General features: G+C 36.0%; 17 protein-coding genes and 1 tRNA gene. 4 read left to right on the forward strand and 14 right to left on the reverse strand.

From position 1 onward, the window contains the following. Positions 1-6: 6 nt before the first annotated feature. From lptC to SBO79_RS01600, 4 genes are read right to left on the reverse strand one after another with little or no spacing between them, the layout of a single operon-like run. Complete coding sequence (gene lptC, locus SBO79_RS01585; RefSeq protein ID WP_318641294.1) at positions 7-555, reverse strand: LPS export ABC transporter periplasmic protein LptC; 549 nt, start codon at positions 553-555, stop codon at positions 7-9. Next, entirely contained in the window at positions 555-1,835 is a 1,281-nt protein-coding gene (locus SBO79_RS01590; protein WP_318641295.1) for a hypothetical protein, read from the reverse strand. The genes lptC and SBO79_RS01590 overlap by 1 nt, the downstream gene beginning before the upstream one ends. A gap of 17 nt (positions 1,836-1,852) precedes the next feature. Continuing rightward, positions 1,853-3,097 (reverse strand): BamG family beta-barrel-assembly machinery protein, encoded by a 1,245-nt coding sequence (locus SBO79_RS01595; RefSeq protein WP_318641296.1) that lies wholly within the window; start codon positions 3,095-3,097, stop codon positions 1,853-1,855. Next, entirely contained in the window at positions 3,090-3,818 is a 729-nt protein-coding gene (locus SBO79_RS01600) for a type III pantothenate kinase (RefSeq protein WP_318641297.1), read from the reverse strand. Before SBO79_RS01600 ends, SBO79_RS01595 begins: the two co-directional genes overlap by 8 nt. Positions 3,819-3,916: 98 nt before the next feature. Between SBO79_RS01600 and SBO79_RS01605 the strand changes: the two genes are divergently transcribed. Together SBO79_RS01605 and SBO79_RS01610 are read left to right on the forward strand one after the other, a co-directional pair. Further along, a tRNA-Phe gene (locus SBO79_RS01605) sits at positions 3,917-3,989 on the forward strand. Between the two features lie 402 nt (positions 3,990-4,391). Then, a complete protein-coding gene (locus SBO79_RS01610; RefSeq protein WP_318641298.1) occupies positions 4,392-6,503 on the forward strand; it encodes a M3 family metallopeptidase in 2,112 nt (703 codons plus the stop codon). Positions 6,504-6,563: 60 nt separating this feature from the next. On the opposite strand, the gene SBO79_RS01615 is transcribed toward SBO79_RS01610, so the two are convergent. The 5 genes from SBO79_RS01615 to SBO79_RS01635 all read right to left on the reverse strand — a co-directional run bounded on the left by SBO79_RS01615 (position 6,564) and on the right by SBO79_RS01635 (position 12,987). Further along, positions 6,564-6,926, reverse strand: coding sequence for a nuclear transport factor 2 family protein (locus SBO79_RS01615; protein WP_318641299.1), 363 nt, complete (start codon positions 6,924-6,926; stop codon positions 6,564-6,566). Positions 6,927-8,286: 1,360 nt separating this feature from the next. After that, complete coding sequence (locus SBO79_RS01620; RefSeq protein ID WP_318641300.1) at positions 8,287-9,216, reverse strand: pseudouridine synthase; 930 nt, start codon at positions 9,214-9,216, stop codon at positions 8,287-8,289. A gap of 720 nt (positions 9,217-9,936) precedes the next feature. Next, a complete protein-coding gene (locus SBO79_RS01625; protein WP_318641301.1) occupies positions 9,937-10,863 on the reverse strand; it encodes a geranylgeranylglycerol-phosphate geranylgeranyltransferase in 927 nt (308 codons plus the stop codon). Positions 10,864-10,922: 59 nt separating this feature from the next. Next, positions 10,923-11,852, reverse strand: coding sequence for a mevalonate kinase family protein (locus tag SBO79_RS01630; protein WP_318643385.1), 930 nt, complete (start codon positions 11,850-11,852; stop codon positions 10,923-10,925). 52 nt (positions 11,853-11,904) lie between these two features. Next, positions 11,905-12,987 carry a diphosphomevalonate decarboxylase gene (locus tag SBO79_RS01635; protein WP_318641302.1) on the reverse strand — a complete coding sequence of 361 codons (1,083 nt, stop codon included), beginning with the start codon at positions 12,985-12,987 and terminating at the stop codon, positions 11,905-11,907. 193 nt (positions 12,988-13,180) lie between these two features. On the opposite strand from SBO79_RS01635, the gene SBO79_RS01640 reads away from it, so the two are divergent. Further along, entirely contained in the window at positions 13,181-13,657 is a 477-nt protein-coding gene (locus tag SBO79_RS01640) for a TspO/MBR family protein (RefSeq protein WP_318641303.1), read from the forward strand. A gap of 1 nt (position 13,658) precedes the next feature. Here the strand turns inward: SBO79_RS01640 and SBO79_RS01645 are convergent, their stop codons facing one another. The 5 genes from SBO79_RS01645 to SBO79_RS01665 form a co-directional block, all read right to left on the reverse strand. Continuing rightward, positions 13,659-14,870 carry a BaiN/RdsA family NAD(P)/FAD-dependent oxidoreductase gene (locus SBO79_RS01645; RefSeq protein ID WP_318641304.1) on the reverse strand — a complete coding sequence of 404 codons (1,212 nt, stop codon included), beginning with the start codon at positions 14,868-14,870 and terminating at the stop codon, positions 13,659-13,661. Continuing rightward, positions 14,867-15,553: a glycerophosphodiester phosphodiesterase gene (locus SBO79_RS01650; RefSeq protein ID WP_318641305.1), complete on the reverse strand. Its 687-nt coding sequence runs from the start codon at positions 15,551-15,553 to the stop codon at positions 14,867-14,869. Before SBO79_RS01650 ends, SBO79_RS01645 begins: the two co-directional genes overlap by 4 nt. 9 nt (positions 15,554-15,562) lie before the next feature. Beyond that, positions 15,563-17,110: a hypothetical protein gene (locus SBO79_RS01655; protein ID WP_318641306.1), complete on the reverse strand. Its 1,548-nt coding sequence runs from the start codon at positions 17,108-17,110 to the stop codon at positions 15,563-15,565. A 196-nt stretch (positions 17,111-17,306) separates the two neighbouring features. Further along, positions 17,307-17,723, reverse strand: a complete 417-nt coding sequence (locus SBO79_RS01660) for a CBS domain-containing protein (RefSeq protein WP_318641307.1) — start codon at positions 17,721-17,723, stop codon at positions 17,307-17,309. Between the two features lie 82 nt (positions 17,724-17,805). Next, positions 17,806-18,465 (reverse strand): NAD(P)H-binding protein, encoded by a 660-nt coding sequence (locus SBO79_RS01665; protein WP_318641308.1) that lies wholly within the window; start codon positions 18,463-18,465, stop codon positions 17,806-17,808. A 637-nt stretch (positions 18,466-19,102) separates the two neighbouring features. Here SBO79_RS01665 and tnpA point away from each other — a divergent pair. Continuing rightward, entirely contained in the window at positions 19,103-19,573 is a 471-nt protein-coding gene (tnpA, locus tag SBO79_RS01670; RefSeq protein ID WP_318643387.1) for an IS200/IS605 family transposase, read from the forward strand. Positions 19,574-19,816: the final 243 nt, after the last annotated feature.

Below are 19,816 nucleotides of genomic sequence, written 5' to 3' on the forward strand. Positions count from 1 at the left end.
ATTTATTTATTCAGCACGATCTATTTCGCCTGAAATTTTTTGAGAATTTATAATTTTAAAGTCTTTACTAAAGTCAATTCCTTCACCGTAAGACACCCCTTTTGGGTCGGTAAACTTAAACTTTTTTTCGGTAAAAAACCATTCGTTTTTTTGGTCGTAATACAATTGAGAGGTTGCGAGATTTTGACCATCTTCGGTCGAAATATTCACATTTCCCTGTAAATCAAATAAATTTGTGTTTTTGTATGTTACTGCATAATCCGATTTGACAAACGTCTTTTTTCCTGCTTTATCAAAAAATGTAATGTTCATTCCATCGGGAAATTCGGTAAATGGAAATGACACTGTGGCATAATCTAGCATCAAAGGACTTACTAATATTGAGGTGATTTTTCCGCTATCGGTATATTTTAAATTAAAATCTTCGGCTCGGCCACTCGGAACAAATTCTGAATATCCAATATTTTGAACATCCTTAAAAGACCGATCACAACTTACAGCAAACAGTGCCAAAAGTGTAATTAGAATAATGAATATGTGCGATTTGGAAATCATTATGACTTAGGGACAGAAACTTTCTGATTGAGGCCGCAACCAACTAATACAGATTTTCCACCCATTTTTGAAGTTTTTATTTCATTTGCTGATGGAGCTAATTTTAAGTACTGTTCTGATTTTTTAGCCGCGATTTTCACGTACGTCGGATCTGCAATCCCAGCTTTAGCACTAGCTTCTGCAGCTAAATAATACACTAGTTTCTTTTCAAATTCAGAAGATCCGCAATCTTTTATTCCCGCATAAGCATCAGCCATAATCAAATACGCTTTGCCCATAGTAGGGTCTGCTAGAACCGCTTTCTTTGTAAACTCTATAACTTTTAATTTATCTATAGCCATTAATTGTCGCGCTAGAGTATAATAATATGTCGCTTTTTCTTCAGGTTTAGAAGCTAAATTTGCAGCTTCTTCATACAATGCAATTGCTCTGTCATGATTACCACTTCGCAACTCGGCCACAGCCAAGTTTCCTGCAGATCTAGAATCGACCTTTACATCATACCAAGCCATTGCTACTTTCTTGAAAATAGAGTCGGTAGTACATTTAGCGTCTAAAAGTGATGTTGCTGTCGTAGAAAGCCATATGACATCGCTTTTTCTAGTTTCGAAAATCGAATTGTAATGTGTAGCAATACGGTCGCAGTTAAGAACAGATTCTGTCAATTTGCGTACTGACCGGATTGCAAGATTATAAGGACGGTCCACTGAAGCAAGGTTTTTCACAACTTCCAATTGAGCTAGCACTTCGTCTCTTTTATTGATCAGAGCTGAATAATCAACATCTTTCTTTTCTGCTGTAAGTTTTTTAAAAAACAGATTGTAGTATAAAACCAAACCTTCTGGATCTACAAAATTCACTCTATCTTTGGCGAAAGCCTCGTCCAAAAGCTTATAAATTTTGTCTTGATCATCCGGTCTATTCACTTGCAATGCCATCGCCTTGCGAACTTTATTGCTCGATTTGTTTTTAGGTAAAATATAATCGTGCGTAGTATATAAATCTAAAAGTTGATTCAAAATATTCTGCTTCTCCTCCTCATTAGCAGCACCAATTGTTTTTGATATCAGCACTCGCTGCATATTATGATAGAAAAGGTCTTCGGTAGCAATACATTTTTTGTCAAGCGCACTAAATTTGGCGTAAGCCTGATCTAAATCAGACTCTGCAACAAGCCTGTTTATTTCGGCAATGGTAGCATCGCATTGTTTTTGCTGCGCTATCAAAGAGTTGCTCAATGTTAGTGTCAAAACAAGAAAAATATTCAATGCAATTTTCATAAAGTGCGATTTAATAATTAGTCAATTTTACGTTTCACAAACCAACGATCGCTGAAAGAAAGTCCCACACTTACGTTAAGGTAATTTTCTTGAACAAGACCTGAAGCGGTTGTGCCACGTTTTCCATATTCGATACCAAGATTAATATTAGAAAAATTCCCACCAATTGGAAAGCCCATTCCTGCAGAAATTGACACATCTTCTATTGATCGTGTATTTACAATCAAACCTGTCTTTTCATATTTAAAACCAGCACGGTAGGTAATTACATTAAAATAATTGGAATATGAATTAGCATTTGGAGTATAGTAACCACCCAAACTGTACTTCATACCATTGTCAAAACTAACGTTATCAATATCGTTAAACCTGTTACCGAAAGAACTATCATCAGACATTGTAAATTCAGTTCCAACCATCCATTTGCTTGGCACACCAAATCCACCACCAACAGAAATTTTTGAAGGCAATGCAACTTCCGTTTTAGGAACCTCTACAGAAACTGGATCTACTATAACGACTCCTCCATCGGCACCAATTTGTACAGTGCTAATTTTTCGAATATTATCCAGTTTAACTTTACCTTCTGGCGAATAGGTTAAAGACCCCATTGCAACCACTTTCGAATTTATTTTTCCTTTGTAAGTAAGACCCAAATTAATACTTGATCCACTCGCTTGCGACTCATTAAATTCTTGCGATCCGTACTGAACGTCGGTTACAGCATACAAACTACTAGTTTCAATACTTCCAAAGTAGTAATTGAATTCGGCTCCAACGCTAAAGTTTTTATTAATCTTGTAACCTCCACCAAGGTAGGCTTTATTAACACCACCACTACCTTCGTACGCTCTAGTTAAATTTGAATCGTCCGTAGCAGTTATCTGATACCCCACCGCTGTATATGGCATTAATCCAAAACCAGCTCCAAATTTACCCATCGGAAAACCAAAAGCTAAATAATCAAGGTTGGTACGACGTGCATTTTCATTTTGCTCATTCGTTTTTAATGTCGCTGTCTGAAAAGTTGCTGCCGTGGCAAGCGTAGTTCTTTTAAGGTGTGCATATTGTGCAGGATTCTGCAAATTAATGTGAATACTATCTTGAAAAACAGACAAACCGCCCATTGAACGATTTTCTATGGTACCTTTAAATTTCTGGTCGCCAAGACCATAAAAAGAATAAGGAGAGGATGTAGCGTCTTGCGCCTGCGCCATAAAGGTTAAGAAAAGACAAGCAAGAACAAGGATTCTTTTAATCATTTGTGATTTTATATTGAAAAGTTTGATTCAGACTTTCTAATAGAAAATTTGAATTGGCAAATATGGTATTTTTTAATCTTTTAGCCAAAAAAACTGCATCGCCACCGGTAAAAATTGTGATAATGTTAGGAAAACGATTTTGGTACTCCAAAATGAATCCATCAATCTCATGGACAACGCCCTGCACCACGCCGCTAAGTATCGATTCTTTAGTGCTATTGCCAACAAAATCTTCTGGATTGTCCAAAGCTACTAACGGCAGTTTAGCAGTATAATTATGAAGCGCCTTAAGTCGCAATCCCAAACCTGGCGAAATTCCACCTCCTTGATAGCAATCGCTACTATCTACAAAGTCGTAAGTTATACAGGTACCCGCATCGATTATCAGCCGATTCTGTTTCGGAAATTGCAAAACCGCTCCCGATGCAAGCACCATTCTGTCTGCTCCCAAAGTTTTTGGAGTACTATAATGATTACTAAAAGGGAATTTCCAGTCATTTGATAGGTAATGCACTCTTATTTGGCGAGGCAAATTATCCAATAAATCGCTATTTCCAACCGAGGAAACGACCAAATCTTTAATATTTGGAAAATTTTTAAAAAAATTTAAAAGTTTTTTTTCAAGCTCCTCTTTTGCGAATTTCTCTAATTCCATCATTGTATTTTGCTCAAATACAGCAGCTTTCACCAAAGTATTTCCAATGTCAATTACTAATTTCATCCTTAAAATTTGATGTTGCAAAGATACACAATGATTTATTTTTAAAATAAGTTTTGGAGAAGTAAAAAAGAGTTCTATATTTGCACCCGCATCAGCACGGTACCTTAGCTCAGTTGGTAGAGCAATGGACTGAAAATCCATGTGTCCCTGGTTCGAACCCTGGAGGTACCACGAAAAACCCGAATAGAAATATTCGGGTTTTTTATTGGCTAAAATTTCCAAATTTCCACCTATCTTATTTGGGCGAGACCTTCGCCACAGTGTTTATAGCTCTTAAGATTAATTATCCCATCAATTTTCATGAGAATATTGAATTTGGCTCAGGTCGGGCTGTCCATTATATCTTTGCTGCCACAAGTAACATTTTCAATTTTCACCAATATCTTGGCAGCAAAGGATGCCATTACCATCCCTCTCGCAAACTCCGCTTAACTACCATATTATTAATTAATAGACGTTCCCATTTCCAAAAACCATCATAAAGTTTTCCTTTCCAGACCTCTGCAGCTACTTCCGACTTTCTTTTTCGAAACAATTACTCTAAATTTACCCTTGGTACTTAAAAACTTAATTATGAATAAGAAAATCTGTCTGCTATTCACAATTGTAGCAACAACAATGGCAACACAAGCACAAAAAGGTCAAAGCGACACCCAAAATCCGCTTTTACAAGAATACAAAACACCTTATACTGTTCCGCCCTTTGACAAAATCAAGAACGAACATTACAAACCGGCAATCACCAAAGGAATCGAGGCACATGAGGCCGAAATTAGCAAAATTGCTACTGACAAATCAGTACCAACTTTTGCAAACACCATTGAAGCTTTAGAAAATGCTGGTCTTTTGCTCAATAATGTAACAACCGTTTTCTACAATGTCAATAGCGCTAATACTAATGACGAGATGCAGGCGATTGCAAAAGAAATATCTCCAAGTCTATCTGCCCACAACGATAATATTTACTTAAACGAAGCACTTTTCAATAGAGTAAAAACTGTATATGACAGCAGAAATAAATTAAAGTTAGGAACCGAACAGTCAAAACTTCTAGAAGAGACCTACAAATCATTTGTACGTAGCGGCGCTAATCTTTCTGTCGCGGACAAAGGAAAGCTAAGACAACTTAACTCCCGCCTTTCATTACTTACATTAACCTACGGTCAGAATGTATTAGCCGAAACAAACAATTTTGAACTTATAATCACAGATAAAAAAGATCTTGCCGGATTACCTCAAAATATTATTGACGCTGCTGCCGAAGCTGCTAAGCAAAAGAAAAAAAGCGGTTGGCTTTTCACGCTTTCAAATGCGAGCGTGATGCCATTTCTACAATATGCAGAAAACCGTGAACTGCGCAAGCAGATATGGACAGCTTATCAAAATCGTGCTAATAACAATAATGAATACGATAACAATAAGGTTCTGCTAGAAATTGCCAACTTACGCACTGAGAAAGCGCAAATGATGGGCTACAACAGATACGCTGATTATGGACTTGAAGAAACAATGGCAAAAAATCCCGAAAGCGTTTCTAAACTCCTTTCCGATTTATGGAAACCAGCATTAGAAAATGCAAAGAATGAAAGTGCCGCTATCAAAAAAATGATGGTTGCCGATAAGATTTCTGGAGAAGTTCAACCTTACGACTGGAGATACTATACTGAGAAAATCAGAAAAGAGCGTTTTGACCTTGATGAACAACAATTAAAGCAATATTTGAGTATTGACAATGTACAAAATGGAATTTTCGCCGTTACAGAGAAGTTATTTGGACTAAAATACAAGCAACTAACCAACATTCCAACTTTCCATGAAGATATTACAACTTGGGTTGTATTAGATGCAGATGGCACCGAATTAGGGATTTTGCTCATGGATTTTTACGCTCGACCTTCAAAAAGAGGTGGCGCTTGGATGACATCTTACAGAAAACAGCAGATGAAAGATGGAAAGAGAGTATTGCCAATCATTTCGTTAACGTGCAATTTCCCTGCACCTGTTGGAGATGTACCAACGCTACTTACATTTGACGAAACTACTACTTTCTTTCACGAATTCGGTCATGGGTTGCACGGTTTGTTATCAAATGTAAACTACAAAAGCTTATCCGGAACTAGCGTAAGTCGTGACTTTGTTGAATTGCCATCTCAGATAATGGAAAATTGGGCTACAGATCCGGAAGTGCTGAAGATGTATGCTCGCCACTACAAAACTGGAGAAGTAATGCCAGATGGTTTGATCAGCAAATTCCAAAAAGCGGGTACCTTTGATCAAGGATTCGCAACAGTTGAATATCTAGCTGCTGCAATTTTAGATATGGACTACCACACTCAAAGCAAACCTATTACAATGAGTGCTGAGAAATTTGAAAAGCAATCTCTAGAGAAAATCGGACTTACTGATGCAATTATTCCTAGATATAGAAGCACCTATTTTACGCACGTGTTTTCTGGAGGATATGCTGCGGGCTATTACAGCTACATCTGGGCTGCAGTTCTCGATGCTGATGCATTTGATGCCTTTAAGAAAACATCTTTATTTAACCCTGAATTGGCTAAAAAATTTAGAACACACATCCTTGAAAAAGGTGGCACAGAAGACTCAATGATTTTATACAATAAATTTAGAGGTAAAAAACCAGAAGTAAAGCCTTTATTAATTAGACGTGGATTGGCACTTTAATTTATAGCAGTAAATATTAAGTCCTGTAGATATCCTTTGGCATATTTACAGGACTTTTTTTTATCCATGATACACACGCGATGCGATAATTTTGCCATCCCGAATTTCCAATACTTCTGCAACCATCATATCTTCTTCGCCATCAACTTGACGTAAATATTCCATAAACACGTGCCGCTCATTTGCAGTTAACGACGTTACTTTATAATGCAAAGTCGGCAATCTGTCAAAAGCATCTTTCCACCACTCCGAAAGCGCTTGTTTTCCAGTGACTTTTCCGTTGGTTTCCGGTCTTCTAACTTTTAATTTTGGGCTATAGTGCTCAGCATAATCATCATAAAGTGATAATAATTGGTCCAGATTATGTGAATTAAAAGCATCAAACCACTTAAAAGCAATTTGCTGTAAACTATTTGGAGTCATATTTATTTTTTTGAAATGTTGCAGAAACAGACTGCAGATTAATTGGCAAATGTAGGTCTAATATTAAATCTCTATCAAGTGAATTATCAATTTTTTCAAAAAGAATAAACCCATTTTTAATTTCTCGCTAATCCTCTAGGGATGGATTTTTTGTGAAAACGTATTATGACCTGTTGCAAATAGTTTCAGAGTTGCTTTAAATTTGAGAAGAACCGTCCCTACATTTTTTTTACTCAATTATAATCCCGTAGAGACAACTTTATTGTAGCAACGGATTTTAATATGTTGATAGTGGGTTCAGCATAGCTTTAAATTTCAAAGAAGCAGCCGTTGCAATTTTTCACGCAATTATAATCCCGTAGGTATGATGCTATTGTAGCAACGGATTTTAATCCGTTGTAATTGGATTTGGTGAATATTCAAGTGCCGCAGGAACGGCTTTATAAATTACTACACACAATATTGTGAAATCTTCCACTTTAAAAACAACGTTATTGACTCTGGAATTTTTAAAAAAAAATAAAGCCGAGCCTACGGCTCTTTTTTGTTCTACGATCATCAATTTACGCAGGATTGAAATCCTGCGTTACAATAAAGTCGAGCCTACGGCTCTGAGCTTTTAAAGTTCTAATTAAAGTGATTTCCATTTGGCGTTTTTATATACTTTTTTTACCTCGAGTTTTCATTCATTGGCAGCGCCTCAACGTATCAGATAATAGAAATTTCTTTACTGGGCAAAAATTTGGTCGCTAGTGTACTCTTTGGAATGCATTAATTGGCACAATCGATTTCAATCCATAAATGGGACCGGTGAAGCTCTAAGTTCCGTAAGAATGGCCCCACCATCTTTTTCCGCAACTATAATCCCGTAGGGATGACTTTATTCTAGCAACGGATTTTAATCCGTTGTAATCAAATCAAATGTAGCTTTAAGTTCCGTAGGAACGGCTTTATGAATTAGAGCATGCTATTTTTAAGAATTCCTATACTTAGATATCTTCCTATTGTGCGCGTAATCTTCCATAGAATTTATAAAACCGAGCCTAGGGCTCTTTTTATTCTTCGGTCATTGATTTACGCAGGATTAAAATCCTGCGCTACAATAAAGTCGAGCCTACGGCTCTGAGCTTGATTGCATTATGTTTATTGAAATGTTGATGGTTTTTACGAGCGGAAGCTACAATAATGTCGGACCTACGGCTCTATTATCTGCACCTCGCTACTGAAATGAATGTTTTTCCGCGTAGAATTGTTGCTTCCCCTATCGCATGATCTTACTAAAAGTATGGTGTACTTTGATTTTTTAAATAAAAAAACCGCTAAAGAAACTCTAGCGGTTTTAAATACTACAATTTGTAGCTTACATATTTTTCAAGTTGATAACTTCTTGCTCCGTAAGAGCTCGCCAGTTACCGCGAGGTAAATTCTTTTTGGTCAAACCTGCAAACGAAACGCGATCCACTTTGATAACGTCGTATTTAAAGCTTTCAAAAATCGCACGAACCACTTTTACGTTAGACGTACGTAATTTCAGTCCAATTTCTGTTTTTGGCTCATTGTCAATATAAGTCACTTCTTCAACTGCTAGTCTATGGCCGTCAAGTGTTACACCACCAGCAATTTTCTCAAGATCTTCAAACTTTAAATTCTTATCCAAAGACACATGATAAATCTTCGCAGACTTCTGATTTGGAAGACTAAACTTACGAATCATATCAGTATCATTGGTGAAAAGCAACAATCCTGTTGTATTCTTGTCCATTCTTCCTACTGGCTGAATGCGTGCATTTGTAGCACTTTTTACAAGTTCATAAACATTTCTGTGCAATTCATTCTCATCTACCGAAGTAGTAAAATTCTTAGGTTTGTTAAGCAGGTAATACTCTTTACGCTCTGGAGTAAGCGTTGTCCCATCAAAATTGACCACATCTCCAGGCATTACTTTGTATCCCATTTCAGTAACGGCAACACCGTTTACCTTTACATTTCCAGACGTGATATAGATATCAGCATCTCTACGTGAGCATACCCCTGAATTAGAAATATATTTATTTAACCTGATTTCATCCGGATTCGTCTTCGCTCTTTTAGGTGCCTGATTTGGTGTTTTTGCTACCTTTTCAGAAACTTTTTCAGCCGATTTATCTGCAGTCTTCGTGTCTGGCTTTACCTTTTTAGGTCCTTGCGCACGTTTTTGCATTGGAGGTTTTGGCTTGCTAGAATTTGGTCTTCCAACACCCTTTGGGCGCCCTGCACCACCTCTTTTATTACCACCGTCCCTTGTATTCATAAATTCTAAAATTTTTGCAAAGATAGTATTTAATTTTTTCAATTTGTTTGCTTTTCTTAGAAGTATTTTTATAGACCTCTGAATGCGAACTGATTGATAATTAGCGCATAATTTTTCTTTTGGAGCTTCATCCTGCTATCCACTCCCAATCTTTTTGCCTCTAAAAAAGAGGCAAAAAGGATTTTCGCTACTATCAGGGCTAGGGCACTTGTGCTTAATTGAAATTTTGTGGTGAAATTTTAAGTTAAATCCGCTTGCCACATTAGTCGAAGAATGTAAACAAAACCAAAGGCCTAAGCAAATTACAGTAATGAAGTTAATTTGTAACCCCCGACGATGCGCTCCGAAAAGCCCACCCCGCCCTTCGGGCACCCCTCCGAAAGGAGGGGAATGAATGCCGATTGGAATTTTTTATAGATTTAAAGACATTCTCACAATATCATCCTTTCAAGTCGTAGAATCCAATTTTAATTTAGCCTTTTTTGATCATTTGGATTTTTTAGATCATTTGGATATCTTAGATTATTTCGATCTTACCGATTCCTCGCGCAAGGGATGGCAGTGGCATCCTTTGCTGCTTACATCAATATGAATTTTAAAGAAAATCGTGCTAGCAGCAAAGATATAACGGACAGCCCGGTGCCGAGCCTACGTGATTTTCTATGGTAGTAGAAATCGTTGTGGCGAGGCATGCGCCCAAAAAATAACGATACTTCTACCTTAAATACTGAGTTGTAGTAACATCTTCCGACCGTGGATTAAAACCGCGGGCTCAATTAGAACAATGCAGAAAACTCCCGCAACGACAAGGATTTTTAAGACATTATGAAGACGTAAATAATCTGCTTTTTCGGTAGCATTCCACAGTTTTATAATCAGAAAAAGGAGCACGAAGATGCTGGAGTAAAAGTAAATGTCCATATAACCTATTTCGAAAACATCGATTAACAAGTAGACTGGAATGATGCTGCAAAGTGCTAAGACGGTAATTATTTCTTTGGATTTACGCTCGCCAAAAACTACTGGAACGGTTCGATAATTCGCCACAAAATCGCCAGATAAATTCTCTAAATCCTTGACCATTTCGCGAATTAATAACAGCAAGTACAAAAAGGTAGCGTGGGCAAAAATTACTTGATAAAAGTTTTTATAGTAGAATAAAATCGCGAAAAATGGCAAAACTGCCATCATTGCTGCCATGAGATTTCCGATAAAGGTGAATTTTTTTATTTTGTGGGAATAAAACCAAATCAAGAAAATATAGCCTGAAAAAAATAAAGCTGCTCGCCAAGAAACAAGCAACGCCATAAAAAATACTATAAAATTTATTGAGAAGTAAACGTACAGCTTGGTTTTCTGACTGACCAATCTGTCCAGCATCGACTTTCTAGGTCGGTTGATTAAATCCTTTTGTGAATCGTAAAAATTATTGATAATATAACCCGAAGCAATAGTTAACGAAGATGCAAAAACGATTATAAATAGTCGCCAATCCAATAAAATTTCGACTGCAGAAGTGTCTGGAGCTAAAATAAATATTGCCGAAAGATATTGGGCAAGGATGATAATTGGGATATTATAGCCGCGCACGACCGAAAACAAACTAACTATTTTCATTAAAAGAAGTTTGTTCCTTCTACTGACCATTGATGCGTATTTACATAATTACTTTAAGAATTGACCGAGTTGAAGTTGAAAAAAAGTGCTTAAAACTGATAAACAACTTCTAGTTTATGATCTTTTAAGGATTCTCTTGCTTTGTCGATATTTTCAGTAAATCCTAAGATATAACCTCCACCTCCAGAGCCACAAAGTTTTAGATAATAATCATTACTATCAATTCCTTGCTGCCAAAGTCCGTGAAATTGCTCAGGAATCATTGGTTTAAAATTGTTGAGTACAATTTTGGACAATTGCTTTGTATTGGTAAAAAGAGACTTGATGTCGCCACCAAGAAAGTTTTCTACGCAAGCATCGGTGTATTTTACAAACTCATCTTTTACCATTTTACGGAAGCCTTTATCTTTGAGGTTTTCCATAAAAATATTGACCATCGGAGCAGTTTCGCCCACAATTCCCGAATCTAACAAAAACACTGCGCCTTTCCCGTCAAAACTTTGTGTAGGAATTCCAGTCGCTTCGATATTATCGTGCGAATTGATAAGAATCGGAATGCTTAAATAACTATTTAGTGGATCAAGACCAGAACTTTTTCCGTGGAAAAAACTTTCCATTTGAGAAAATATGGTCTTTAGTTGCAATAATTTTTCGCGCGTAAGATTTTCCAGAACAGTGATTTTTTTGTAAGCATATTTATCGTAGATCGCCGCCACTAATGCGCCACTACTACCTACACCGTATCCTTGCGGAATACTTGAGTCAAAATACATTCCTTCGTCAAGATCGGTTTGCAAACTTTGAATATCAAATGTTACAATACTACTATCTATCTCTGCAAGGTAAGTAGCAAAACGACGTAAACTTTCATTTGATTTTTGTGCAACTGCCGAATCGTTTTCTTGAGTTTTTAAAGCACCTTTAAAGAAATTATAAGGAATTGAGAGACCTTTAGAATCTTTGATAATTCCATATTCTCCAAACAGTAAAATTTTCGAGTAAAATAAAGGTCCTTTCATACTTCCGTATTTATTTTGTTGGGCTTTTGAAGCAGGAGTTAAATAGTAATTTCTAAGAAAGAAAGACGCTTCCACTTCCCACCTCATCACAAATATAATGTTCATTTTGGCAATAGCCAACTAAATTTTTCTTAATAAATTCTAAGACTTCATCCTTAACCGACTCTGGATATAGCAAGTGCACATTTGCACCCGCATCTAGTGTGAAGCAAATTGGAGTTTTGGTCTCCGCTCTGTATTTCCAAATTGCATTAATTATCTCTAATGTATTAGGCTTCATCAAGATAAAATATGGATTGGAACTCATCATCATTGCGTGCAAAGTCAAGGCTTCGCTCTCAACTAACGCTATGAATTGCGAAAGATTTCCGTTTTTCAGAATGGTTTTTAGCGAGGCTAAGTTTTTGTGAGCTTGATCAAAACGTGCTGTTGCAAAAGGATGATCATTCATCAAATCATGGCCAATTGTGCTGCTCACTTGCTTCTCACCTTTATCAACTAAAAGAATTGTGTCCTGGTAATTTTTGAAGTTGTCGTGAAGTTTTTCTTCGAAGGAAATTCCGTACAAATCACTGCTTTTCGAGATTGATTTTGTTTCTCCCCAAACTACCACTTCGCCTTTTATACTTCGGCAAGCAGATCCAGATCCTAATCTTGCAAGGAAAGAAGCTTTTTTATTGAAATAATCTTCAGTCATTTTTGGATTCAGCTCACGCTCCAATCGCATTAAGTTTACCGCCAAAGCGGCCATTCCCGAAGCTGAAGATGCGATTCCTGAACTGTGCGGAAAAGTATTTTCGGTATCAATAAAGAAGTGAAAATGTTTTAAAAAAGGTTGGTAGACAAAAATTCGCTCTAAAAATTGTTGGATTTTTGGTCTAAATGTTTGTTTTGGCTGTCCTTCAAAACGAAAGTCGAAAGAGAAATCATCTTGTGGCTCGATTGGTCTAAAACCTAATTTTGTAATTGTTTTACAATTGCTAAGCGTAAAACTCAAAGATGGATTTGCCGGGATTTGATTGTCTAGTTTTCCCCAGTATTTCACTAGAGCAATATTACTCGGCGCGCTAGATTCAAAATCTCCTTGAATAGCCAAGTTTTCTGGCATTGTAGCAACAAAATCACGAATTTCCATTTCTTAAAATATAGGTTGGTTGCAAAGGTAATCGTTTTTTGAGAATTGGCATATTGCGATTACTAAGCTAGTTCTAAAGCTGCCAAAATCTATGAGATATTTACTGAAATAATGGGTTTCTAAAATATTCTAATTAAAGACCTACAATTGCATTGCTCCTTCCTAAATTTGCCACAGCATAAAAAAATCCAAAATGAATAAGTATATAAAGATTGTTGTAATGATTGTGACCTGTCTTGCGGCAGCCTATTTCTGGAATCAGATTGCAGATTACGGGCTGCAAACTTGGTATGAAACAATTACTAAACCATCCTTTGCGCCGCCAAAAGAAATTTTCGCTCCCGTTTGGGGATTTTTCTTTGTACTCATTGGTCTTGGAGGCGGATTATTTTATGCGGAAATTGAAAGAACTCCAGAGCCAGTGCGAAAAGGAATGCTATTTTTCTGGATTCAGTTGGCACTTGCACTTCTTTGGGCATATTTATTTTTTAGTCTAAAAAACCCCTTGCTTGCAACAATCGAAATCGCTTTGACATGGTTAATTGCTTATGAAACTTATATTCAATTTGGAAAAATTAAGAAATTTTCCGCGGTGTTATTTATTCCTTATTTGCTGTGGCTGGCTTTTGTTACCGCGCTTTCGGCAACAATTTGGTTTATCAATAGCTAAATTAAGCTAATGCATTTGCCGCGATAAATGCTGTTGTCCAAGCATTTTGGAAATTAAAACCGCCAGTAATTGCATCGATATTTAAGATTTCGCCCGCGAAGTAAAGATTTTCGTGTTTTTTGCTTTCCATCGTTTTGAAGTTGACTTCTTTCAGATTTACGCCACCAGCAGTTACAAATTCTTCTTTGAAAGTACTTTTTCCGTTGACTTGATATTCGCCAGAAGTCAATTCATTTAGCAAAGCTGTGGTTTGTTTTTTATTCAAATCTGCCCATTTACAATCTGCGGCAATTCCAGAAGCCTCGGTTAAACTATCCCAAAGTCGACCAGGAAAAGGAAATGGTGAATGAGAACGAATATTTTTCTTAGCGTTGCTAAGTTTTAAGCCCATGATTATTTTCTCTACCTCTTCGCGATCTTGACCTGCAAGCCAATTGACGTGAATTTTGAATTGATAATTTTTCTCGGCAAGAATTCTCGCGCCCCAAGCCGATAGTTTCAAAATCGCCGGTCCGCTCATTCCCCAATGTGTTATAAGCAACGGTCCTGAAGATGACAATTTGGTTCCCAAAACCTTAACTTCCGCTTCTGAAGCTATTCCAGGAAGTTCTCTAATTCGAGAATCTTTGATATTAAATGTAAATAATGAGGGTACTGCGGGTACAACTGTGTGATCAAATTCTTCCAACATTTGCCATAGTTTCGGATTGCTTCCTGCAGCTATCACCAGCTTTTCGCAAATAAATTGATCGTTTTTTGTTTCAACTTTCCACAAATCGTCTTTCTTGAATAAGGATTGAACGCTTTGTGCCGTGAGGACTTGAATATTGTATTTGGCTGTCGCCGAAATAAAGCAGTCGATTATCGTTTGAGATGAATCGGTAGTTGGAAACATTCTGCCATCAGCTTCGGTTTTGAGAGCGACTCCTTGATTTTTGAACCATTCGATAGTGTCGTTTGCACCGAAAGTATGAAAAGGTCCACGCAGTTCTTTTTCGCCACGAGGATAGAATTTCACCAAGTCATTTGCTATAAAGCAAGAATGCGTGACATTGCAACGGCCACCACCAGAAATTCGGACTTTTTCTAAGACCGAACTTCCTCTCTCGAGAATGGCGATTTTTAATTTTGGATTTTTCTGAGCTGCATTTATAGCGCAAAAAAATCCTGCTGCGCCACCTCCTACTATTATAACATCAAATCTGTGCATCATATATTATGCGGAAAATCACTAATTATTCCGTTGATTTTTAAAGTTTTCATCCTTTGGATATCTTCAATTTCATTGACGGTCCAAGGATAAATTTTTATATTTTTTCGAGAAATCTCTTCGCAAATTTCAGCATTTAGAAGTGAAAAATGAGGAAAAATGCAATCTGCTTTTGTTTTTTCGGCGAAAGCCAAACTTTTTTCCAATTCATCAAAAGTCAGAACGCCAAGTTTTATTTGAGAATTCAAAAGTGCTACTTCAGTTAATACTGTCCAATCAAAAGACGAAATTATAAAGTGATTATAACTCCACGAATCTTCTTTTATAGACTTTTCGAACTGTTTTACCACCTCTAGAACTGCTTTTGGATTCTTAATTTCAACAATAACTATCACGTTAGCGCCGACGAATTCAAGAACTTCGGCCAAAGTGGGAATCGAATATATTTTATCAATTCTCAACTCCTTTAGCTGCGGCAAAGCTAAATCATTTATTTCAGCAAAATCACCAGTTAGCAGACTCAGATTTTCGTCGTGAAAAACGATTGGGTGACCATCTTTAGAAAACTGAATATCAAGTTCGATAGCTTCAAAATTGCCAGCAATCGCGGCTCCAAAAGCTTCCAAAGTATTCTCCGGAAACGATTTAGTAAATCCTCGATGCGCGATTTTCAGTAGTTCAGACATTGACACAATCTAAATTAGGATTTGTTTTAGACCATCGGCGATGCTTATCCATAGAAGATTAAAAAATGATTTTTCAGGTATTCTATCAACGGCAACCTCTGCTTTCTTTAGTTCTTCTTTACTGCTTTTCTTCACGAATATATTCGCAATAGCGCTTACCACTTTGTTTTTACGTTCTCTATCCTTTCTAAGAATTTCGACTTTTAAATCATCATACTTAAGCTCGAAAGTTCCCTTAGAAATTTGATTATTCCCATTGAAATTAAATCGTACTTCTTCCAGAATTCCCTCCATTTGAGTGTTGGTATATGGCTTGGTGAAAACTGCTAAATCTGCCGCAGGAAAGTCGAAAATTGTTCCGTTGATATTAAAAGCGTCCGATTTATCCAATACATTAAAACTCCAATTAACTTTAAATGGCGACACTTTCATAAATCTACAATCGATTCGGATTTTGACATCTTCGACTTTATTCTGCTTATAGGCACTAGTAATTCCAGTGGTTTTCATATAAAACTGATCGAAGCTTAAAATCCCAGGACCTTTATCAAAACCTTTTTCTTCCTCATAAACCAATTTAGCATTGTTGAGTTTTAGAGTATCAATTTTCATGTCAAAGGGAATTCCTCGCAATAATTCCGAATACATTTTCTTTCTAGTCAAATCATCCGCAGGCATTTTTGGTCGGTAAATGTCTGCTGAAGGATTTTCGACAACCAGGCTTTCAGTTTTAAAGAAAAACTCCTCATTGACAAACCCCCATTTCATATTGTTCAGTTTGATAGTATCTGCCAAAATTCCGAAAATATCTTTCTCAGTCTTCATCCTTTTTACAAATTGAGGACGGGAAAATTCGGGAGCATAAGCGAATTTTTCTACAATTAGACTAGTATTATTGGTCTTAATTTTCTTTGCAGAAATATGATATTCTTTAGATGGTCTGAAGTAAATGCTGTCGCAGGAAAAATCGTAAGTTGAGAAATCAAATGGCAATTTTCTTTTCAAACTGTTGTCAGTAACCAGAATTCCTTGTATTTCAACATCGATGTTTGCGACATTTAATTTAGGAGTATTCTCAGAATCATTGATGATTTGGAAAGTTCCGTTCTTAATGACAATATTAGAAACATAAATTATCTTATTAATTAGATCGGTCGTATTCGATTTCGGCTTCTCCTTGTCTTGATCAGACTCAAACATAATTCCCTTTGGAGTCAACACAATCAACTTATCCGCTTTGATTGTATTCTTGAAGATGACTTTATAGAGGTCAATATTTATAATCTCAATCGACTTTACTTCGGCAAAAATTCCTTTTTTAAATTTTGGATTCTTTAGTGCTTCTGTAGGAATAACTTTGACATCGTTGGCGCTAATTCTTCTTTTTAGTAGTGAAAAATCAGCATCCTTATATGAAATATGGAAAGCCGCATCTTTCTTGGAATTCAGAAGTTCAGGAAGTTTGTTTTTTATATAGGTGTTAAGTCCAACATCTAGCAACACTAAGAGTAGAAATATAGACCCTAAAATGATCAGAATTTTTTTTGAGATTTTCATAGATTCGCCTAAATGGATTCGTTACAAAAATAGAGCATTTTGAATTGTAATTGTTTACAAGATTTTCGCTCAAAATTAAATCGAACTCCTCTCGATGTTGCACATAAAAAAAATACTGAAACAAATTTAGACCTAAGTTCTCATTCATTTCAGTACTTCCCTATCAAAAAAAATCTGGTAAAAAAAACATTAATTTTTATTCACTAATAAAGTATCTAAGCAAGTCGGTAGTAGTCACTATTCCTGTGATTTTTCCATTTTCTACCACTGGTAAAGCGTGAAATTCACTTTCGAGAAACATAGTTGCTGCTTGCTTAATGGTTGTATCAGCCGTAATTGTCACGACATTTTTGGTCATTACTTGACGCATTGTAAACAGATTGTAAACTTCTGCATTTACATCTTCGGCATCATCATCAACCGCGTCTACAAACGAAATTCTAAGTAAATCTGTAAAACTTAACATCCCGATAATTTCACCATTTTCTACTACAGGAATATGTCTAATTTTATTCTTTTTGAAAAGTGATTCGGCGTGAGATAATTCATCATCCACTTTAAGCGTAACTAAATTCTTGGTCATTATTGAAGCAACCGATATAGTATCTTTCATAGCATAAGTGTTTTAATTAAGTCTAAAGGTAGTCTGTATGATGAGCAAACCAAATGACATTTATCACATTCACGAAAGAAGTCTATTCTATTTTACCAATTTCTTGGATTTCATCCGATTGATATACCGTAAATCCCGGTGTGTCATTCTTTGCGATAATAAACATCGCATTAGCGAGGGTTGTAGATTCGATTGCTTTGTATTTTGCTAAAGATCCTACAAATGCAAAAGATAATAATTTCATCACCGCGCCGCCAATTTTCTCCGCAAATCTAAATTCCTTTCGATTTCCTAATAATAAGGATGGTTGCATAATCGCGACACTTTTGAAAGTTGTGACTTTTAGGAAATCTTCAATTTCCCCTTTTGTCTTCATATAATAATTCGATGCTTTTGAATCTGCTCCCAAAGCCGAAATTATCAGAAATTGCGAAACACCATTGTCCATAGCACATTGTGCAAAATTCTTCGGGAAGACGAAATCTACTTTTCGAAAAGCTTCCTTACTTCCAGCTTGCTTGATGGTGGTGCCTATGGTGCAGAAAAAGTCATCGCCTTTTACCATATCGCAATACTCCTCAGGTTTATCAAAATCTACAATATGATTGACAAGTTTTGGATGCTCAACTTCTACTTCTCGGGAGAAGCTGATGACTTTGTCGTATTGTTTGCTATCTAAAAGTTGTTGCAGTAAATGCGATCCGGTGAGGCCTGTACTTCCAATTATTAATGCGGTTTTCATAGATGAGTGTTTTTGATAGTGTGTAAGGTACGAAGAAAAGCCGGCTGTGGCTATAATGTAAGATTAGCTTACTAGTACTAATTGTAAAAATTGCTTTTAAAATTGTTAATATGCCAAATTTCGAGTCCTCGCATATTTTGTTTTATTACATTTGTGAAACAAAAAAACCACTTCATAAGAAGTGGATGATTGGTTAATTAATTTTTGATTGCAATAATGCTCATCAGAACGATAAACATCAAAAAAGGTAGTTGATCCATTTTTTTTGATTTTTGGTTAACTTATTAATTTTTTGAAACGCAAACCTTAGTTCCCGCTAAGGTTTTTTTATTTCCAATAAATGCAGCAATAGAATTGCTCCTTTTATTATTACAAAGTTTGGAATTTTTTACCTTAAAAAAAATCATAGTTACTCACAAAAGGATGATAGTTTTGAACAATCCTTTAATGGTAAGAGTTTCAATATAAATTGTAACTTATCTGGGAAACGGTATACAATGAATATAAGATTAATGTTGGTGGTATTTAAACATACAAACTTGGACAGCTCAGCAGCAATGTTATATGAAAATTTTATATTTAACTCAAAAGGCATTCATAATACAACCTCTCAAATTATCTACATTAATAAAATAATATTGAGCTAAAATCAACTTCATCTCAGATTTATATTCAGATTGTTTTCGCGGTTAAAGGAAGGCAAAGTTTAATTCTTACTAAATGGGAAGAAGATCTGTACAAGTATATCACAGGCATAGTTCAAAATAAAGATCAGAAGCTATTAGCAATTAATGGTATGCCTGATCATATCCATATCTTAATTGGAATGAAGCCTAGTTGCACAGTATCTGATTTAGTTCGTGAAATAAAAAAATCGTCAAATGATTTTATAAATGATAATGGATTTTGCTCAAGAAAATTTGAATGGCAGGAAGGATATGGTGCTTTTTCTTATAGTCATTCAGCTTTAGATAATATAATTGGTTATATAAATAATCAAAAAGAGCATCATAAAGTGAAGTCATTTAAAAAAGAGTATCATTTAATATTAAACAAGTTTGAGATCGAATTTGATGAGAAGTATTTATTCGAGTGGATTGAAGATTGATTAAAATATTCGTCATTGGGGACATGCCGGAAATGTGCGACCACCTACGGGGTCGAAAAACCTATCCGAAACTCCTTTTCTATAAACATATGATCCCTACGGGATCAAGAACGATGATGTAGTATCATATTAGGAATTTTGCTGTCATTTTATTTATTTTAAAAAATTTGATAGAGATATTTAGATTTTATCTTATCAAAGCTCTAGGTGGAAATGATGTATTTCCGTTGCAACTGACCCCAT

This window comes from Flavobacterium ardleyense, assembly GCF_033547075.1.
Taxonomy (GTDB): domain Bacteria; phylum Bacteroidota; class Bacteroidia; order Flavobacteriales; family Flavobacteriaceae; genus Flavobacterium; species Flavobacterium ardleyense_A.

What these genes read in the sequence shown, in the direction of transcription:
- SBO79_RS01625 (WP_318641301.1), bottom strand. Translation starts at nt 10,863, where the DNA reads ATGGTCAGTAGAAGGAACAAACTTCTTTTAATGAAAATAGTTAGTTTG.
- SBO79_RS01610 (WP_318641298.1), top strand. Translation starts at nt 4,392, where the DNA reads ATGAATAAGAAAATCTGTCTGCTATTCACAATTGTAGCAACAACAATG.
- SBO79_RS01640 (WP_318641303.1), top strand. Translation starts at nt 13,181, where the DNA reads ATGAATAAGTATATAAAGATTGTTGTAATGATTGTGACCTGTCTTGCG.
- SBO79_RS01615 (WP_318641299.1), bottom strand. Translation starts at nt 6,926, where the DNA reads ATGACTCCAAATAGTTTACAGCAAATTGCTTTTAAGTGGTTTGATGCT.
- SBO79_RS01630 (WP_318643385.1), bottom strand. Translation starts at nt 11,852, where the DNA reads ATGAAAGGACCTTTATTTTACTCGAAAATTTTACTGTTTGGAGAATAT.
- SBO79_RS01620 (WP_318641300.1), bottom strand. Translation starts at nt 9,216, where the DNA reads ATGAATACAAGGGACGGTGGTAATAAAAGAGGTGGTGCAGGGCGCCCA.
- SBO79_RS01590 (WP_318641295.1), bottom strand. Translation starts at nt 1,835, where the DNA reads ATGAAAATTGCATTGAATATTTTTCTTGTTTTGACACTAACATTGAGC.
- SBO79_RS01645 (WP_318641304.1), bottom strand. Translation starts at nt 14,870, where the DNA reads ATGATGCACAGATTTGATGTTATAATAGTAGGAGGTGGCGCAGCAGGA.
- SBO79_RS01655 (WP_318641306.1), bottom strand. Translation starts at nt 17,110, where the DNA reads ATGAAAATCTCAAAAAAAATTCTGATCATTTTAGGGTCTATATTTCTA.
- SBO79_RS01595 (WP_318641296.1), bottom strand. Translation starts at nt 3,097, where the DNA reads ATGATTAAAAGAATCCTTGTTCTTGCTTGTCTTTTCTTAACCTTTATG.
- SBO79_RS01665 (WP_318641308.1), bottom strand. Translation starts at nt 18,465, where the DNA reads ATGAAAACCGCATTAATAATTGGAAGTACAGGCCTCACCGGATCGCAT.
- SBO79_RS01660 (WP_318641307.1), bottom strand. Translation starts at nt 17,723, where the DNA reads ATGAAAGATACTATATCGGTTGCTTCAATAATGACCAAGAATTTAGTT.
- SBO79_RS01650 (WP_318641305.1), bottom strand. Translation starts at nt 15,553, where the DNA reads ATGTCTGAACTACTGAAAATCGCGCATCGAGGATTTACTAAATCGTTT.
- SBO79_RS01635 (WP_318641302.1), bottom strand. Translation starts at nt 12,987, where the DNA reads ATGGAAATTCGTGATTTTGTTGCTACAATGCCAGAAAACTTGGCTATT.
- SBO79_RS01600 (WP_318641297.1), bottom strand. Translation starts at nt 3,818, where the DNA reads ATGAAATTAGTAATTGACATTGGAAATACTTTGGTGAAAGCTGCTGTA.
- lptC (WP_318641294.1), bottom strand. Translation starts at nt 555, where the DNA reads ATGATTTCCAAATCGCACATATTCATTATTCTAATTACACTTTTGGCA.